The following is a 16040-nucleotide window of genomic DNA, read 5'->3' as shown; positions in this document are numbered from 1 at the left end:
GGCGCGGTTAGGGGGTGGTGGGTGGGCGGGCACCCATTCGAACGCTTACGATCCTCTGCGTGTCCAAACTGACCGACGTGCCCAAACGGATCCTCATCGGGCGCGCACTGCGCAGCGACCGGCTCGGAGAAACCCTCCTGCCGAAGCGCATCGCTCTACCCGTGTTCGCGTCCGACCCGCTTTCCTCCGTGGCCTACGCGCCGGGGGAAGTGCTCCTCGTCCTCTCGATCGCGGGTGTGTCGGCGTACCACTTCAGCCCCTGGATCGCTGTCGCGGTCGTCGTGCTGATGTTCACCGTCGTCGCGTCGTACCGGCAGAACGTGCATGCCTACCCGAGCGGTGGCGGCGACTACGAGGTCGCCAACACCAACCTCGGTCCCAAGGCCGGACTCACCGTCGCGAGCGCCCTGCTCGTCGACTACGTCCTGACCGTGGCGGTGTCGATCTCCTCGGGCATCGAGAACCTCGGCTCGGCGATCCCGTTCGTCGTCGAGCACAAGGTGCTCTGCGCCGTCGGCGTCATCGTGCTCCTGACGCTGATGAACCTGCGCGGCGTGAAGGAGTCCGGGAAGCTCTTCGCCATCCCGACGTACGTCTTCGTGGTCGGCGTCTTCCTCATGATCGCGTGGGGTGCCTTCCGGGGCATCATCCTCGACGAGACGATGAAGGCGCCCACCGCGGACTACGAGATCAAGCCCGAGCACCAGGGCCTTGCGGGCTTCGCCCTGGTCTTCCTGCTCCTGAGAGCCTTCTCCTCCGGCTGTGCCGCGCTCACCGGTGTCGAGGCGATCAGCAACGGCGTCCCGGCCTTCCGCAAGCCCAAGAGCAAGAACGCGGCGAGCACCCTGGCCCTGATGGGCGGCCTGGCCGTCACCATGTTCTGCGGCATCATCGCGCTCGCCATGACGACCAACGTCAGGATGGCCGAGAACCCGGCCAAGGACCTGTTCCACAACGGTGCGTCGGTCGGTGCCGACTACGTCCAGAACCCGGTGATCTCCCAGGTCGCCGAGGCCGTCTTCGGCCACGGCAGCTTCCTCTTCATGATCCTCGCCGCGGCCACCGCGCTGGTCCTCTTCCTCGCGGCCAACACGGCGTACAACGGCTTCCCGCTGCTCGGCTCGATCCTCGCCCAGGACCGCTACCTGCCGCGCCAGCTGCACACCCGCGGCGACCGGCTCGCCTTCTCGAACGGCATCGTGCTGCTCGCGGGCGCCGCGATCCTGCTCGTCTGGATCTACGGCGCGGACTCGACGAAGCTGATCCAGCTGTACATCGTCGGCGTCTTCGTCTCCTTCACGCTCAGCCAGATCGGCATGGTCCGGCACTGGAACCGCCATCTGCGCACCGAGAAGGACCAGGCAAAGCGCCGCCACATGATCCGTTCCCGCGCGATCAACGCCTTCGGTGCCTTCTTCACGGGCATGGTCCTGATCGTCGTACTCGTCACGAAGTTCACGCACGGCGCCTGGGTCGCGCTGCTCGGCATGGTGATCTTCTACGCGACGATGTCCGCGATCCGCCGCCACTACGACCGCGTGGCCGAGGAGATCGCCGCCCCGGACACCCCGTCCGACGACAGCGTGCGCCCCTCCCGTGTGCACTCGATCGTGCTGGTCTCCAAGATCCACCGGCCGACGCTGCGCGCGGTCGCGTACGCGAAGCTGATGCGCTCGGACACGCTGGAAGCGCTCAGCATCAACGTCGACGCGGCGGAGACCAAGGCCCTCAAGGCGGAGTGGGAGCGCCGCGGCCTGACCGTCCCGCTGAAGATCCTCGACTCGCCCTACCGCGAGATCACCCGGCCGATCATCGAGTACGTGAAGAACCTGCGCCGCGAGAGCCCGCGCGACGTGGTCAGCGTGATCATCCCGGAGTACGTGGTGGGCCACTGGTACGAGCACCTGCTGCACAACCAGAGCGCGCTCCGTCTCAAGGGCCGCCTGCTGTTCACGCCGGGCGTGATGGTGACGTCGGTGCCCTACCAGCTCGACTCCTCCGAGGCCGCGAAGAAGCGGGCCCGGAAGCGGTCGGAGTGGAACGCGCCGGGTGCGGTGCGAAGGGGCCCGGTGGAGAAGAGGCCGAAGGAGCCGACCAGCAAGGGCTGAGCATGATGCTGGTGAGCGGCCGGAGAACACCCACGTAGACTGGTGGGCTGTTGTCCGGCCGTTTCTTTCGGCCGATCCCCCTTTACGTAGTGGAGTCACCCCGCCATGCAGGCAGAACCGAAGAAATCGCAGGTGGGGAACTCGAAGGAGGGCTCGCGCTCGGAGGGTTCGCGCGCTGAGGGGCCGCAGGCGGCCTCCCTCGTCGGGCAGGAGTACGAGGTCGAGGTGGGCCCGGTCGCGCACGGCGGCCACTGCGTCGCCCGCACGGCGGAGGGCCGCGTCCTCTTCGTCCGCCACACGCTCCCCGGCGAGAAGGTCATCGCCCGCGTGACGGACGGCGACGAGGACTCCCGCTTCCTGCGCGCGGACGCGGTGACGGTCCTCGACCCCTCCAAGGACCGCGTCGAGGCCCCGTGCCCCTACGCCGGCCCCGGCCGCTGCGGCGGCTGCGACTGGCAGCACGCGAAGCCGGGCGCGCAGCGCCGCCTCAAGGGCGAGGTCATCACCGAGCAGCTGGCGCGCCTCGCGGGCCTGACCCCCGAGGAGGCCGGCTGGGACGGCACGGTCGTCCCGGCGGAGGGCGACAAGCTGCCCTCCGGCGAGGTCCCGGCCTGGCGCACGCGCGTCCAGTACGCGGTGGACCCCGACGGCAACGCGGGCCTGCGCCGCCACCGCTCGCACGAGGTGGAGCCGATCGAGCACTGCATGATCGCGGCGCCCGGGGTCTCGGAGCTGGGCATCGAGAAGCACGACTGGTCCGGCATGGAGTCGGTCGAGGCGATCGCGGCCACGGGCTCCCAGGACCGCCAGGTGATCCTGGAACCGAAGCCGGGCGCGCGCCTCCCCCTGGTCGAACTGGACAAGCCGGTATCAGTCCTCCGAATCGCCGAACAGGACGGCGGGGTCCACCGAGTCCACGGCCGCCCGTTCGTCCGCGAGCGCGCCGACGGCCGCACGTACCGCGTCGGCAACGGCGGCTTCTGGCAGGTCCACCCGAAGGCCGCCGAGACGCTGATGCTCGCGGTCATGCAGGGCCTGACGCCCCGCAAGGGCGAGACGGCCCTGGACCTCTACTGCGGAGTGGGCCTGTTCGCCGGCGCGATCGCCGACCGGGTCGGCGACCAGGGCGCGGTCCTGGGCATCGAGTCCGGCAAGCGAGCGGTGGAGGACGCCCGCCACAACCTGGCCGCATTCGACCGAGTCCGCATCGAACAGGGCAAGGTCGAGGCGGCTCTGCCACGCACCGGCATCACAGAGGTGGACCTGATCGTCCTCGACCCGCCGCGCGCGGGCGCGGGCAAGCAGACGGTGAAGCACCTGACGGGCCTGGGGGCACGGAGGATCGCGTACGTGGCCTGCGACCCGGCGGCGCTGGCGCGGGACTTGGGGTACTTCCGGGATGGGGGGTATCGGGTGCGGTCGTTGAGGGCGTTCGATCTGTTTCCGATGACGCATCATGTGGAGTGTGTGGCGATTTTGGAGCCAGCAGTAAAGGCCAGGTGACCTGGACTTTTCTGGTTCGGGTGAGTCTCCTCGACCAGGCTTCGCCGTAGTGGTGTGCTTGCGCTGGAAGATGACCCTGTGGCTGCCGGGCGTGGTGGCGATGATGTCGGTGCCCGCGTCCAGACACGGGCAACGGCATCAAGCCGTACCGAAGACGACGCGAAGCCGACGTGAAGTCCCGCTCCCGCCCAACGTCCTCGACGCCCTCGGGCGCCCCCTGCGCGGACTCGCCTCCGATGACCTGGCCTTCACCACACTCACCAGAGGCCGTGCCGGACGACCGTTGAACGACCGGAACTGGCGCCGATACACCTGGTGGCCGACCCTGGCAAGGAGATCATCAAGAACGCGGGCCACGAACCCGGCCTGTCCCACTGGAACCACGCCTCGGTCAGGCCCGATCCCGACGTCGCGGCTCACCTCGACCTGCCCGACGAAGACGCGGAGACCTGGTACGTCGAACGCGTCTTCACCGTCGACGAGCGCCCCGCGGTCCACCTGCGCGACTGGTGTCTCAAGACGATCGGCGGACGGACGGTGGACCTGACCCATCTGCACGATGTGGAGGTCGACTTCATCGGCCTCCACTGGGGACAGTCGGGCGAGACACTGCACCGCATGGAAGGGAAGATCCAGGGCGCACTCTCGGGGGAGGCCTTCGCCACCGGAACGAACTCGCAGCCCGTCCCTCTGCTACAGATCACCCGGACCTGCTGCACCACCGCCGGATCGGCTGTCGTCTACTCGATCGTGCAATTCGGCACGGACGTAGTGGACCTGACGATTCGCCGCGCTTTCACCGGCGCCGACATGTAGCGCCCGAGCGCCGCCGGGCCCGGCTCAGTGACGAGCGGGCAGCGTGATGCCGTAGGCCCTCATCTTGCGGTAGATCGTCGTGCGGGAGATGCCAAGGCGCTGGGCCGCAAGCAGTTTGTTGCCGTCCGCCTCCAGCAGGGCCTGGACCAAGGTGTCGCGCTCGGAGGCTTCCCAGGCGCTCAGCGGGCGGGTGCCCGCGCTGTGCAGGGACGGCGGCAGGTCGCGGAGCTCGACGCGGTACGTGCGGCGGCCCGCTGCGGCCTCGCGCAGGGCGAGATTCAGCTGGCGGATGTTGCCGGGCCAGTCGTGCCGGCGGAGCAGGGACAGAACCTCCGGTGCGCACTCCACGCCCGCGCCGATGCGTTGCAGCAGACAGTCCGCCAGGGCCGGGAGGTCCGCGATGCGGTGCCGCAGGGCGGGTACCGCCGCCGCTTCGACGAAGCAGCGCCTCAGCGGCTCCGGCACGCCTGGGGCGCCCGGTGCGCGGTGGAGCGTGCCCACGATCCAGGTGCCCTGTGCCGCCGCGGCATCCAGCGCCCGTGCGACGGCGGGCCCCTGCTCGGGGGCCACCTCGTCGATGTTCCGCAGGACCAGGGCGCGGCCCGGCCCGGTGGGCGCCGCCCGCAAGGCGGTGGATAGGTCGGTGTCGGCGCCAACGGCCCCGGCGTTCACCATCACCGGCGCCGACGCCGTTCCGGTCAGCGCGTGCGTGGCGCGGATCAGGGCGGATTTCCCCGTTCCGGGCTCGCCGTGGAGCAGGAGCGGCGTCCGTTCGCGGGCGCAGCGCGACACCGTACGGGCAACGGTGTTCCACGCCGGGTCCGTCCCTGCCAGGCCCGGCAGCGGCCAAGGCCGGGTCGCGGCCTGCTGCTCCGCACGGGAGCGCGAGCGGCTGCGGGTGCCGGCGCTGGTGCCGATGCCCGTGCCCGTGCCGGCGCGCGCACGGGATCCGGATCGGGCGCTGGAGTCGGCCTCGTCGGACGGGCGGTCCGTGAACGCCAGCTCCAGCAGGTATCCCGCCGCGCCTGCGGAGCTGTCGATCTGACGGGAGCGCATCAGCACCGTTTCCCCACCGGTCAGCTGGACCTGCTTGCGGGTGCGGGGTGCGTGCCCCAGCTCAGCCGCGGCCTTGTGCAGCAGCCGGTGGTCGTCGCCGGTGAGCCTCGCCGAAGCGGCGGAGTTGGCCAGCACGAGATCCTGGCCGAGGCAGAGCACCGGCCGGTCGCCGTAGTGGGTGACCTGTTGGAACGCCTCGAGCAGGGCGCGCTGGTGCGAGCTGCTGAACTCGTACATCACGCGCTCGATGTCGCCGGCTGCCTCCTGCACCAGAGCGGTCATGAGCGTGCGCGCCGGGCCGTTCCAGCAGGTCAGGTTCATGGCTCCCTCGACCCGTCCGGTGACCGAGTTACGGATCGGGGCGGCGGCGCAGGAGACGTTCTGCAGGCGTTCGTTGAAGTGCTCGGTGCCCAGGACCACATTGGGGCGGCGCTCCTCGAGCGCGACCCCGATGCCGTTCGTACCGACGAACTGTTCGGCGTAGTTGAAGCCGGGTGCCAGGTGGACCCGGTCCAGGTGCGCCGAGAGCCGCTTCTCCCCGACACGGCGGTCGCGCACCCAACCTTTCCGGTCCGTCACGATGACGCAGGCGTCCGAACCCGCCAGCGCCTGCTCCAGGCGATCGAGGACCGGCGTGGCCGCGCGCACCAGGCGGCTCTCCCGGTCGTAGTCCGGCTGGTAGGGGACGACCACCTCGTCCGTGCCGATGCCCAGGTGCTTGGAGCGCTGCCAGGAGTTGCGGATGCCCTCGGGCACGATCGCCGCAGGCAGCTCCGCGTTCTCGAGGAACTTCAGGCGTGCTCGCGCGATGGTCCGGTCCCGCGCTGTGCCGTCACTGAGCATGGCGCCTCCGATGAGCGTGTTTCCGCCATATTACGAACGCGTTTGCACCTGTCAACGGGTGGTTCGCCACGACTTTTCCGTGCGTTCTCCGCGCCCTGATCGGAGACCTTGATCAGAGACGGGCCGGGTGTGTTCCACATTGAAAAACTCGACGGCGCCTCCCGCCCCCACGCTGATGGACAGCACCGCACGAGGGGTGCGAGCACCGCACGAAGGGTGCGGCCGCTTTCCGTCGAGCACAGGAGCACCTATGACTTCCGCCGACAGCACAGCCCGTACCGCGATCGTCACCGGCGCGGCCCGGGGCATCGGCCGCGGCATCGCGGAGCGGCTGGCCAAGGACGGTCTTGATGTGGCCGTCGCCGATCTCCCCGCCATGGGCGAGGAGTTGAGCGAGGTGGCGGCCGGCATCGAGAAGACCGGACGCCGGGCGCTGGCCGTGCACGCCGATGTGACCAGCAAGGAGCAGACCGACGCGCTCGTGGAAGAAGTGGCTGGTCGCTTCGGCAAGGTCGACGTCTATGTGGCCAACGCCGGTATCGCCAGGGTCACTTCGCTCCTCGACACCGGTCTTGACGAGTTCGAGCAGGTCATGGCGGTGAACCTGCGTGGCGTCTTCCTCTCCTACCAGGCCGCGGCGCGCCAGATGATCGCCCAGGGCGGGGGCGGAAAGATCATCGGCGCCGCCTCGATCGTCGCGTACCGCCCGTTCGCGCTGCTCGGCGCCTACTCGGCGTCGAAGTGGGGCGTACGCGGACTGACCCAGGCCGCGGCCATGGAGTGGGCGCAGCACGGCATCACCGTCAACGCGTACTGCCCGGGAATCGTCGGCACCGACATGTGGGACCTGATCGACGAGCGCCTCGCGGAGGCCGAGGGCCTGCAGAAGGGCCGGGCCATCAAGAAGTACGCGGAGGCCATCGCACTCGGCCGGGTCGAGGAGCCCTCGGACGTCGCGTCCTTCGTCTCCTATCTGGCCTCGCGGGACTCGGACTACATGACCGGCCAGTCCGTCATGATCGACGGCGGAATCCAGTTCTCCTGACGCGAACCGTCCACCGTCGCCGACCGTCGCAACCGTCCATCGCGAACTGAGGAGAGAAATGTATTCCAAGGACGGCGAGAACTACTTCATCGTGGACGCGCACATCGCGCTCTGGGACGCGCGCCCCGAGAACCAACTCAACATCCACGGCAAGCAGTTCATCGACTGCTTCTACGACTACCACCGCAACCTGAGCCCCGAGTCGGAGCTCTGGCCCTACGAGGAGTACCTCTACTACGGCGGCGAGCGCCTGATGAGGGACCTCTTCGTCGAGGGGTACGTCGACCACGCCATCTTCCAGCCCGCACGCCTCGGGGCGTTCTACCGCAACGGCTTCGGGCAGACCGAGGAGTCCTTCGCGCTCGCACAGCGGCACCCGGACAAGCTGACGTACAACCACTCCTGGGACCCGCGGTACGAGCAGAAGGGACTCGACCGACTGCGCCGGGACGCCGAGCGGTTCCAGCTCAAGGGCGCGAAGCTGTACACCGCGGAGTGGAAGGGCGACAGCCGCGGCTACAAGCTGGACGACCCGTGGACGTACCGCTATCTCGAGGCCTGTCAGGAGCTCGGGATCAACAACATCCACGTCCACAAGGGCCCGACGATCCGGCCGCTCGACCGGGACGCGTTCGATGTGGCGGACGTCGACAAGGCGGCCACGCAGTTCCCCGAGATGAACTTCGTCGTCGAGCACTGTGGTCTGCCCCGCCTCGAGGACTTCTGCTGGATCGCCACGCAGGAGCCCAACGTGCACGCGGGTCTCGCGGTCGCGATGCCCTTCATCCACAGCCGGCCGCGGTACTTCGCGCAGATCATCGGCGAACTCCTCTACTGGCTGGACGAGGACCGCATCCAGTTCTCCAGCGATTACGCGCTGTGGACCCCGCGCTGGCTGATCGAGCGGTTCGTCGACTTCCAGATCCCCGATGACATGACCGAGTACGCGCCGATCACCACGGCGCAGAAGAAGAAGATCCTCGGACTGAACGCGGCAGCCATGTACGACATCGAGGTCCCGGCCGGGCTCGGCGTCGCCGAACCGGTGGTGGCCTGAGATGCCCGCCGCCTCACGGGCGCAGGCAGCTCGCGCGGCGCTCGACGCGGTCCTCGACCCGGAGCTCGACGAACCGATCACCGACCTCGGCTTCGTACGCTCCGTGACGGTGACCCCCGACGGAGCGCTCACCGTCCGCCTCAGGCTCCCCACCTCCTTCTGTTCGCCGAACTTCGCCTACCTGATGGCCTCGGACTCCAAGGACGCGCTGACGGCACTGCCCTGGACACGGGATGTCGTGGTGATGCTCGACGACCACCACGACTCGGACCTGATCAACCGCGGGCTCGCCGCGGACGCCGGCTACCGCGGAACCTTCGGCGACGAGGCGGAGAAGGACCTCGAAGCGCTGCGGCTGACGTTCCGCCGCAAGGCGCACACCGCGGCGATGGAGCGCGCGCTGGCTCTCGTGCTCCGCGAGAATCCGGACCTCGCCGAGGAGGATCTCCAGGACGTGGTCCTCGGAGACCTCCCCGACACGACGGCCTCCCGCGCGCTGCTGCGGCGGCGCGCGGCGCTGGGCCTCGGGGTGACAGAGTCCGACCCGGTCCTGGTGGACGACGACGGGCGCCGCTACCCGCCGGGGGAGATCCCGCTCCGGCTGCGCTTCGCCCGTGCGGTCCGGGTGTCGATCGAGGGCAACGCGCACTTCTGCCGGGGCCTGCTCCGTACGCGGTATCCGCAGTCGGCTGCCGACCAGTCCCCGCACGCGCAAGAACCCCTCCACCTCACCGCTCCACCGAAGGAGAACGTCTCGTGAAAGCAGTCCAGGTCGTGGGCTACGGCAAGAACCTCGAGATGGCCGAGGTCCCGGCCCTCGAGATCACCGGCCCGTACGACGTGATCGTCAGGATCGGAGGTGCGGGCGTGTGCCGCACCGACATCCACATCCTGGAGGGCCAGTGGGCGCAGAAGTCCGGAGTGGCACTGCCCTACACGATCGGACACGAGAACGCCGGCTGGGTCCACGCGGTCGGCAGCGCCGTCACCAATGTCTCCGAGGGCGACAAGGTCATCGTGCACCCGCTGATCACCTGCGGACTGTGCCGGGCGTGCAGGGCGGGTGACGACGTGCACTGCGAGAACAACCTCTTCCCCGGCATCGACACGGCCGGTGGCTATGCCGAGTACCTGAAGACCTCCGCACGCAGTGTCGTGCGGATCGACGACTCCCTCGAACCGGCCGATGTCGCGGCGCTCGCCGACGCGGGCCTGACGGCTTATCACGCCGCGGCCAAGGCCGCCCGGAAGCTGCGGCCGGGTGACCGGTGCGTGGTGATCGGCGCGGGCGGCCTCGGGCACATCGGCGTACAGGTGCTCAAGGCCATCACCGCCGCCGAGATCGTCGTCGTCGACCGCAATCCCGACGCGTTGGCCCTGGCCGTCTCCATCGGGGCCGACCACGGTGTCCTCGCCGACGGCGGCCAGGTGGAGCGGGTGCGTGAACTGTCCGGCGGGCAGGGGGCGGAGGCGGTGATCGACTTCGTCGGTGAGGGTGGCTCCACCAAGGACGGTGTCGGCATGCTGCGCCGGGCGGGGGACTACCACGTGGTCGGCTACGGCGAGAACATCGACGTACCGACCATCGACATCATCTCCGCAGAGATCAACTTCATCGGCAACCTCGTCGGTTCCTATAACGACCTGTGCGAGCTGATGGTCCTCGCCGCGCAGGGCCGCGTGCGCCTGCACACCGCCAAGTACCCTCTCGACCGTTTCCAGGACGCCCTGGACGATCTCGGAAGCGGCCGGATCCGCGGCCGGGCGATCCTCACCCCGTGACCTGATCCCCTCTCGACGAAACAGGAAGTGGCCCCTTGATTTTCATCACCGTGAAATTCCGCGTCCTTGCCGAGCACGCCGACCGGTGGCCCGAGGTGGTGGAGGAGTTCACCCGGGCGACGCGCGCCGAGCCCGGATGCCTGTGGTTCGACTGGTCCCGCAGCATCGAGGACCCCACGGAATACGTACTGGTGGAGGCCTTCCGGGACGACGAAGCCGGTGCGGCACACGTGGGCTCGGCGCACTTCAAGGCGGCGCAGCAGACACTCCCGCCCCATCTCGCCGCGACGCCCAGGATCGTCAACGTGAAGGTGCCGCAGGACGACTGGTCGCTGCTCGGTGAGATGGCGGTCCACGAAAGCTGACGGACGCCATCGAGCGCCACGCCATCGAGGAGAGCCCACGCTGCTCGCGCCGGTCCAGCCCGTTCGGTCAGGCCGCCGTATCGTCGTCCCGCCGTCACCCCGGCGGCAGTCCGACCAGCCTTCCGCTGTCCTCCCACAGGGCCTGCGCCTGCGCCACACCGTCCCCGCGCGCCGGCTCCGATACCTCCGGCCAGGTGAGCTGCCCCTTGCGCAGGGGCCGACCGAGCGCCGGTGCGCCGAAGAGGGACCAGGCCGTTCGGAGCGGGAGCGGGAGATCCTTGGCCAGGCCCGTTCCGAACCGCGTCAGCCGTTCGGCCGCGATCGCTCCGAAGCCCGAGGTGCCGCCGGTCATCACCATCGTTGACACGCTGCCCCCTCGGGTACCGCTGTGCCGTCGTCGCGTGGCCAGCAGGAGCCGCGTCACCGACGGCGCGGCTCCCGCCAGAGCCCTTCGTGGTGGGAAATCCCGCATCTCACCCATGGAGGGCATTGCGCGAGGAAGCGACGAAGGGGAGCCTCGTCCCTCGCGCCTCGGGCGGCCGTCGCCACCCGGTGCGCGGCGGCCGCCGTCAACCCAGCCGCTCCTATCGCACAGTCGCGACGTTACTCCGCCTTGCCTTCAACGTGCGTACATATGTGCGGAGTTGGTACGAACCGTTGCACCCGCCCGCACGGCGCCCGGTCGCTGACGGAACCTTTGGCCGTCCGGGAGGTCAGAGAGGTCCGGGAGGTCCGGGAGGTCAGGGAGGTCAGGGATACGTGACGACCTTGGACGGGATCGTGTCGGAGCCCGACGTGGGAGCACCGATCGCGTTGATGACGTGCGCGTACTGCCCCTTGCCGCCGAGCGAGACGACGAGCAGGTGGTGGAACTTCACGTCCGGCTTGTTCGGGGCGGCGAAGCCGTGCTCCTGCACGATGGTCGGGTCGACGTTGTAGAAGCAGTAGCTGCCAAGGCCCCAGCCCTCATGGGTGGTGACGGAGTCGGCGACCTTGTACGCGGCGTAGCCCCGGAGGCTGCCGTTCTGGATGGCGGCCTGGTTGGGGGCGTCGTACGCCTTCTCGTTCTGGTAGAAGATCGTGCGCCCGCGCTCGCCGTTCCACTGCACGTCGTACTTGTTGAAGTGCTCCACGAACAGGCCGGTGGCGAGCACGTCGGCGCCGTTGACGACGACGCCGTAGTCGGCCCGGTTGGTCTCCCAGCCGACGCCCTCGCCGTGGTCGGCCCGCCACACCCAGGTGTGGTCGACGATGGTGTGGCGGCTGTTGACCACCATGCTCGTGGTGGCCTTGCCCGCGCCCGCGCCGCCGATGCGGATGAACACGTCCTGGACGGTGACCGGGTTGCCGACGTGCGAGGCGCTCGCGCCCCCGGGGCCGATCTCGACGAGCGTGTCGGAGTTCTGCGGGCCCGCGTCGACCAGGAATCCGGCGAGGCGCACGCCGTCCACGTCGGCGGTCTTCACCGCGGTGACGCCGCCGTCCGGGATGAGGGTGGCGTAACCGATGCCGAGGACCACGGCGTTCGCCTTCTTCACCTCGATCGGCTGGTCGAGGTGGTAGATGCCGGGCGTGAGCAGGAGGTGGAGACCCTGGTCGAGGGCAGCGTTGAGGGTGGCCGCGCTGTCCCCCTTCTTGGCGACGTAGAAGGCGGAGAGCGAGAGCGACTGCCCCTGCGGGGTGCCGTTGCCCCAGCTGGTGCCGCGTGCGTTGGTGCGCAGGGCGGGCAGGAAGACCTTGTACTCGCCGCCGTCGAGGTAGAGGAAGGGCTTCTCCCGGGAGTACGGGGTGGTGTTCAGGGTGGTGTAGGGCGGCTCGGGGAAAGAGTCGCCGGGGGCGCCCTCGACACCGGAGAAGACCATGTTCCACACGGCGTTCAGCCAGCCGCCGACCGAGCTGTCGCGGGTGTACCACTGCTGCTGGGAGTACGGCTGGACGGTGCCGTCGATGCGGCTGTCGGCGATGTAGCCGCCGCTGGCCCAGCCGTATCCGTTGGGCGCGAGGTTCAGGTCGCCGCGCACGTGCATGCGGCGGAACGGGGCGGCCTGGGAGACAGCCCAGCGGTTGCCGCCGGAGACCGGCGAGAGGGAGAGGTTCTCCGCCGAGCGCCAGAAGTTCTGCGTGGCGTTGCCGTCGAACCAGCCTGCGTCGACGGTGACGTCGCCGTTGAAGTGCGTGTCGTCGGGGGACAGGCCCAGGCCCATGATCGAGGTGTAGAAGCCGATCTGGGCGTTGAGGCCGCTGTAGGTGCCGGGCTTGAACAGCAGGGCATAGCGGTCCGTGCCGAATTGCGCGGACTCCTGTTTCTTGAAGACCTCGTCCAGTTTCGCCTGGATGCCCCCGGTGGACGGGTCGAAGACGATGACGTTCGGGCCGAAGTCGGGAGCGGCGGCGTCGGCACCCCGGGGACGGCGGGCGGCGGGGGCCTGTGCCGCGGGCGTGTCGGGAGCGGCGACCGCTGGGGACGCGAGCAGGCCGGTGGCCGGGACCGCCAGAGCGGCGGCCAGGGCGGAACGGCGGGAGAGAGTGGATCTCGCGGCGGACGGAGACAGGTGCTCGGACATGGCAAGTCCCTCTGTTGGCGGGGCGGTTGGTTCGCCGGGGCGCTGATGGTGGCGCTGGTGGTGGTGGGGGCGGGTGGTGGGGGCGGCACACCTCTGGAGTGGGGTGGGGCAGAGCGGTGCCGCAGGCGTTCGGTTCGCGTTCAGAACCTGAACGGTGGTCGGTGAGAGAGCGCTCTCTCGCGTTGGATAGTTGTGTCTTCGACAAGGCGCGTCAAGGGGGTGCGCACGATGTCACACCGGTTCGGTGGCGTTGAGGTGGTGAGAAGTCAACTAGGTGCCTGTGTGGGTAAGTTGACGTCAATCGCTGGTGCGTGGGTGATATGTCCGGCAGCGCGGGAAGCCAGCCGACGACCCTCGCGGCGCACCTGGTTGACGCCTCATCAGGGACGAAGTTCTGACCGCCGCCCGCCCGACACGGTTGCTATAAAGACCAGGTGACTGCCGATGCCCTGCGCCGCCCCGCCCGCCCGGTGACCTTGGAGGACGTGGCCCGGACGGCGGGGGTGTCGCGCGCCACCGTCTCCCGGGTCGTGAACGGCGCGCCCACGGTCGACCCGGTGCTGCGCCGCAAGGTGGAGGAGGCCGTCGACGCCACCGGGTATGTGCCCAACCAGGCCGCTCGCTCCCTGGTCACCCAACGGACCGACTCCATAGCCCTGGTGGTGTCCGAGCGGGAGCGGCGGCCGGTCGAGGCGCCCTTCGTCGGCCGGATGTTCACCGACCCCCACTTCGGGCGCGTGGTCGGTGGGCTCCTGGACGTGCTGCGCCCGGCCGGAGTCCAGATGGTCCTGATGCTGGTGGACGACGACACCTCCCGTCGGCAGTTCCTCTCGTACTTGCGGCAGGGGCACGTGGACGGCACAGTGCTCGTCTCCTCGCACGCGTCCGATCCGCTGCCCCGGCTGCTCGCGGAGACCGGCCTGCCCGCTGTGCTCGCGGGTCGCCCGGCGGAGACGGTCGCCTTGCCGTACGTGGAGGTGGACCAGCGGGCGGGGGCGCGGATGGCCGTCGACCGCCTGGTCTCCGAGGGGCGCCGCAGGATCGGCACCATCGCCGGACCGCAGGACATGCCGGCCGCCCAGGAGCGCCTCGAAGGCTTCCGCGAGGCGCTGGCCGCGTATGGCATCACCGGGGAGCCCTGTGCGGAGGCGGACTTCACGCGGGTGGGCGGCGCCGAGGCGATGGGGCGGCTCCTGGCCGAACACCCGGACCTGGAGGGCGTGTTCGTCGCGTCGGATCTCATGGCGCAGGGCGCGCTGCAGACCCTTCTGCGGGCGGGCAGGCGGCTGCCGCAGGACGTGGCGGTGGTCGGCTTCGACGACAGCGAGGCCGCCGGGGCCTGCGAGCCCGCGCTGACCACCGTCCGGCAGCCGGTGGAGGAGATGGCCGCCGAGATGGCCCGGCTGCTGCTGGGGAGGATCAAGCGGCCGGGGGGATCGCCGCAGTCGATGGTGTTCCGGCCAACGCTCGTCGAGCGGGCGTCGGCCTGACGGGTGGTGAGGGTCCTTGGAATCGCGGTCAGGACAGCAGTGCCACCAGCGTGACCGTCGTCCCGGCCTCGCACATCGCGACGTCGAAGTGGTCCGTGAGGGCCTCGGCCAGCCACAGGCCCCGGCCGTTCTCGGCGTCGTCGCCCTCGGGCAGGGCGGCCGACCCGCACGGCTCCCGCCGGGGCAGCCCAGGACCGCTGTCCGCGATGACGCACCGCAACCCCTCGTCCGTGTGGGCGAGATGGATGCGGCCCTTGCCGCCGCCGTGCACCACGGCGTTGCTCGCGACCTCGTGCACGGCGAGCACGAAGTCGCTGAGCCGGGGGTCGTACAGGCCCGCGTCCTCGGCGCGGCGGGCGACCTGGAGCCGCAGACGCGCCAAGTCGGCGATGGTGAAGGGGAGTTCGAGGAGGGTGCTCATGCGGGGAGCGGCAGCGAGTATGCCGCTGACGTGCTCCTGGTGCGCTTCGAGGCGTTCCCGGTGCGGGGCCGGTTCGCCGTTGTCGTCGTTGCCGATGCCGCGGTTGAGGATCACTGCGCGGATCACCCTTCGCCCAGGACGAGTTGAGGCACTTCGGCGGCTCCGCAGAGCCGCATCAATGTGGCCTGCTCGGGTCGGCAGTGGACCGCGAGGAGGTGGTCGCAGGGGAGCCCGCCCGCGAGCCGTACCAGCGTCGACGCACCGTGTATGTCCATGAAGCACAGCTCGGACAGGTCGAGCACGCCGGGGCGTTCGGGGCCCGCTAAGGCGTGTGCGAGCGTCGCGTCGAACTCCTCGCGCGTCGCGAGGTCGACGTCTCCGGCGATCCGCAGCCCGGTGCCGGTCCGGGAGATGTCCAGGGCGCCGAGACGCCGCAGGACCCGCTTGGGGTGGGCGCGTTGGACTCGGCCCAGGAGTACTTCGCCGAACTTCCGCCGGTCGTACTCGCAGATCGCGGTGAACCCGATGTCCGCGAAGAGAGGCGAGAGCCCGGTCTCGTACTCGACCAGGAGATCCTGGTCGACGCCCGGATCCGCGGCCCAGCCCATGTCGCCGAGGGCCCGGATCCCGGAGAAGCCGTCGTGGCGGGCCTTGTCGGTCAACTCCACCCAGGTCTGGGCCCGTTCGGCCGGGTCGAAGCCGCTGACGGGGTCGTAGCCGGGGACTTCGTTGACCACGACAAGACGGCCGTCCATCAGTGCGGCGCCCAGCGGGAAGCCGCTGGAACTCAATCGCTCGGCCGCGAGGGCGGGGGTGGTCGCCCGGTCGGTGAAGAACACCACTTGCTCGCCCCGCGAGAGGCCGATGTCGGCATACGCGGCACGGAGTTCCCAACGGGTTTCGTCGTCGTCGAACCCAAGGCACGCGTGGTCCCCGGAGTTCATACGGGTGACGGAGACCGTCCTGGTCACAGAACTGGAATCCATGGTG

Annotated in this window: 14 protein-coding genes; 9 read left to right on the top strand and 5 right to left on the bottom strand. The window is 69.6% G+C overall.

What is annotated here, in order from left to right:
* The first annotated feature begins 59 nt into the window (after window positions 1–59).
* The 3 genes from AC5P1C_RS01995 (at window position 60) to AC5P1C_RS01985 (ending at window position 4427) form a co-directional block, all read left to right on the top strand.
* Entirely contained in the window at window positions 60–2108 is a 2049-nt protein-coding gene (locus AC5P1C_RS01995; RefSeq protein WP_493863875.1) for an APC family permease, read from the top strand.
* Window positions 2109–2213: 105 nt separating this feature from the next.
* Window positions 2214–3611, top strand: a complete 1398-nt coding sequence (locus AC5P1C_RS01990; RefSeq protein WP_493863874.1) for a class I SAM-dependent RNA methyltransferase — start codon at window positions 2214–2216, stop codon at window positions 3609–3611.
* Window positions 3612–3926: 315 nt separating this feature from the next.
* A complete protein-coding gene (locus tag AC5P1C_RS01985; protein WP_493863873.1) occupies window positions 3927–4427 on the top strand; it encodes a UTRA domain-containing protein in 501 nt (166 codons plus the stop codon).
* A 24-nt stretch (window positions 4428–4451) separates the two neighbouring features.
* Here the strand turns inward: AC5P1C_RS01985 and AC5P1C_RS01980 are convergent, their stop codons facing one another.
* Window positions 4452–6326, bottom strand: coding sequence for a sigma-54-dependent Fis family transcriptional regulator (locus tag AC5P1C_RS01980; RefSeq protein WP_493863872.1), 1875 nt, complete (start codon window positions 6324–6326; stop codon window positions 4452–4454).
* A 250-nt stretch (window positions 6327–6576) separates the two neighbouring features.
* Here AC5P1C_RS01980 and AC5P1C_RS01975 point away from each other — a divergent pair, with 250 nt between their 5' ends.
* The 5 genes from AC5P1C_RS01975 to AC5P1C_RS01955 are packed head-to-tail and all read left to right on the top strand — an operon-like array spanning window position 6577 to window position 10575.
* Window positions 6577–7371, top strand: a complete 795-nt coding sequence (locus tag AC5P1C_RS01975; protein WP_493863871.1) for an acetoin reductase — start codon at window positions 6577–6579, stop codon at window positions 7369–7371.
* 58 nt (window positions 7372–7429) lie between these two features.
* Complete coding sequence (locus tag AC5P1C_RS01970) at window positions 7430–8428, top strand: amidohydrolase family protein (protein WP_493863870.1); 999 nt, start codon at window positions 7430–7432, stop codon at window positions 8426–8428.
* Between the two features lies 1 nt (window position 8429).
* Window positions 8430–9188, top strand: coding sequence for an iron-sulfur cluster assembly protein (locus AC5P1C_RS01965; RefSeq protein ID WP_493863869.1), 759 nt, complete (start codon window positions 8430–8432; stop codon window positions 9186–9188).
* Entirely contained in the window at window positions 9185–10210 is a 1026-nt protein-coding gene (locus tag AC5P1C_RS01960) for an NAD(P)-dependent alcohol dehydrogenase (protein ID WP_493863868.1), read from the top strand. Before AC5P1C_RS01965 ends, AC5P1C_RS01960 begins: the two co-directional genes overlap by 4 nt.
* A 35-nt stretch (window positions 10211–10245) precedes the next feature.
* The gene (locus AC5P1C_RS01955; RefSeq protein WP_493863867.1) at window positions 10246–10575 is read left to right on the top strand and encodes a putative quinol monooxygenase; all 330 of its coding nucleotides are present in this window, start codon (window positions 10246–10248) and stop codon (window positions 10573–10575) included.
* Window positions 10576–10669: 94 nt separating this feature from the next.
* On the opposite strand, the gene AC5P1C_RS01950 is transcribed toward AC5P1C_RS01955, so the two are convergent.
* Together AC5P1C_RS01950 and AC5P1C_RS01945 are read right to left on the bottom strand one after the other, a co-directional pair.
* Complete coding sequence (locus AC5P1C_RS01950; protein ID WP_493863866.1) at window positions 10670–10942, bottom strand: hypothetical protein; 273 nt, start codon at window positions 10940–10942, stop codon at window positions 10670–10672.
* Window positions 10943–11324: 382 nt separating this feature from the next.
* Window positions 11325–13139: a pectate lyase-like domain-containing protein gene (locus AC5P1C_RS01945; RefSeq protein WP_493863865.1), complete on the bottom strand. Its 1815-nt coding sequence runs from the start codon at window positions 13137–13139 to the stop codon at window positions 11325–11327.
* 449 nt (window positions 13140–13588) lie between these two features.
* Between AC5P1C_RS01945 and AC5P1C_RS01940 the strand changes: the two genes are divergently transcribed.
* Window positions 13589–14629: a LacI family DNA-binding transcriptional regulator gene (locus tag AC5P1C_RS01940; protein ID WP_493864027.1), complete on the top strand. Its 1041-nt coding sequence runs from the start codon at window positions 13589–13591 to the stop codon at window positions 14627–14629.
* A 28-nt stretch (window positions 14630–14657) separates the two neighbouring features.
* Here AC5P1C_RS01940 and AC5P1C_RS01935 read toward each other — a convergent pair whose 3' ends face one another.
* Together AC5P1C_RS01935 and AC5P1C_RS01930 are read right to left on the bottom strand one after the other, a co-directional pair.
* Window positions 14658–15164, bottom strand: a complete 507-nt coding sequence (locus tag AC5P1C_RS01935; RefSeq protein WP_493863864.1) for an ATP-binding protein — start codon at window positions 15162–15164, stop codon at window positions 14658–14660.
* An 8-nt stretch (window positions 15165–15172) separates the two neighbouring features.
* Complete coding sequence (locus AC5P1C_RS01930; protein ID WP_493863863.1) at window positions 15173–16036, bottom strand: MEDS domain-containing protein; 864 nt, start codon at window positions 16034–16036, stop codon at window positions 15173–15175.
* Window positions 16037–16040: the final 4 nt, after the last annotated feature.

It is taken from the genome of Streptomyces sp. A18, from assembly GCF_059026065.1.
The sequence above is the reverse complement of the archived record's forward strand: the minus strand, read 5'-3'. Positions and strand labels throughout refer to the sequence as shown.

Bases quoted from the DNA above. Each gene is read 5' to 3' on its own strand.
- AC5P1C_RS01990 (WP_493863874.1), top strand. From the start codon at position 2,214: ATGCAGGCAGAACCGAAGAAATCGCAGGTGGGGAACTCGAAGGAGGGC.
- AC5P1C_RS01980 (WP_493863872.1), bottom strand. From the start codon at position 6,326: ATGCTCAGTGACGGCACAGCGCGGGACCGGACCATCGCGCGAGCACGC.
- AC5P1C_RS01975 (WP_493863871.1), top strand. From the start codon at position 6,577: ATGACTTCCGCCGACAGCACAGCCCGTACCGCGATCGTCACCGGCGCG.
- AC5P1C_RS01970 (WP_493863870.1), top strand. From the start codon at position 7,430: ATGTATTCCAAGGACGGCGAGAACTACTTCATCGTGGACGCGCACATC.
- AC5P1C_RS01965 (WP_493863869.1), top strand. From the start codon at position 8,430: ATGCCCGCCGCCTCACGGGCGCAGGCAGCTCGCGCGGCGCTCGACGCG.
- AC5P1C_RS01945 (WP_493863865.1), bottom strand. From the start codon at position 13,139: ATGTCCGAGCACCTGTCTCCGTCCGCCGCGAGATCCACTCTCTCCCGC.
- AC5P1C_RS01930 (WP_493863863.1), bottom strand. From the start codon at position 16,036: ATGGATTCCAGTTCTGTGACCAGGACGGTCTCCGTCACCCGTATGAAC.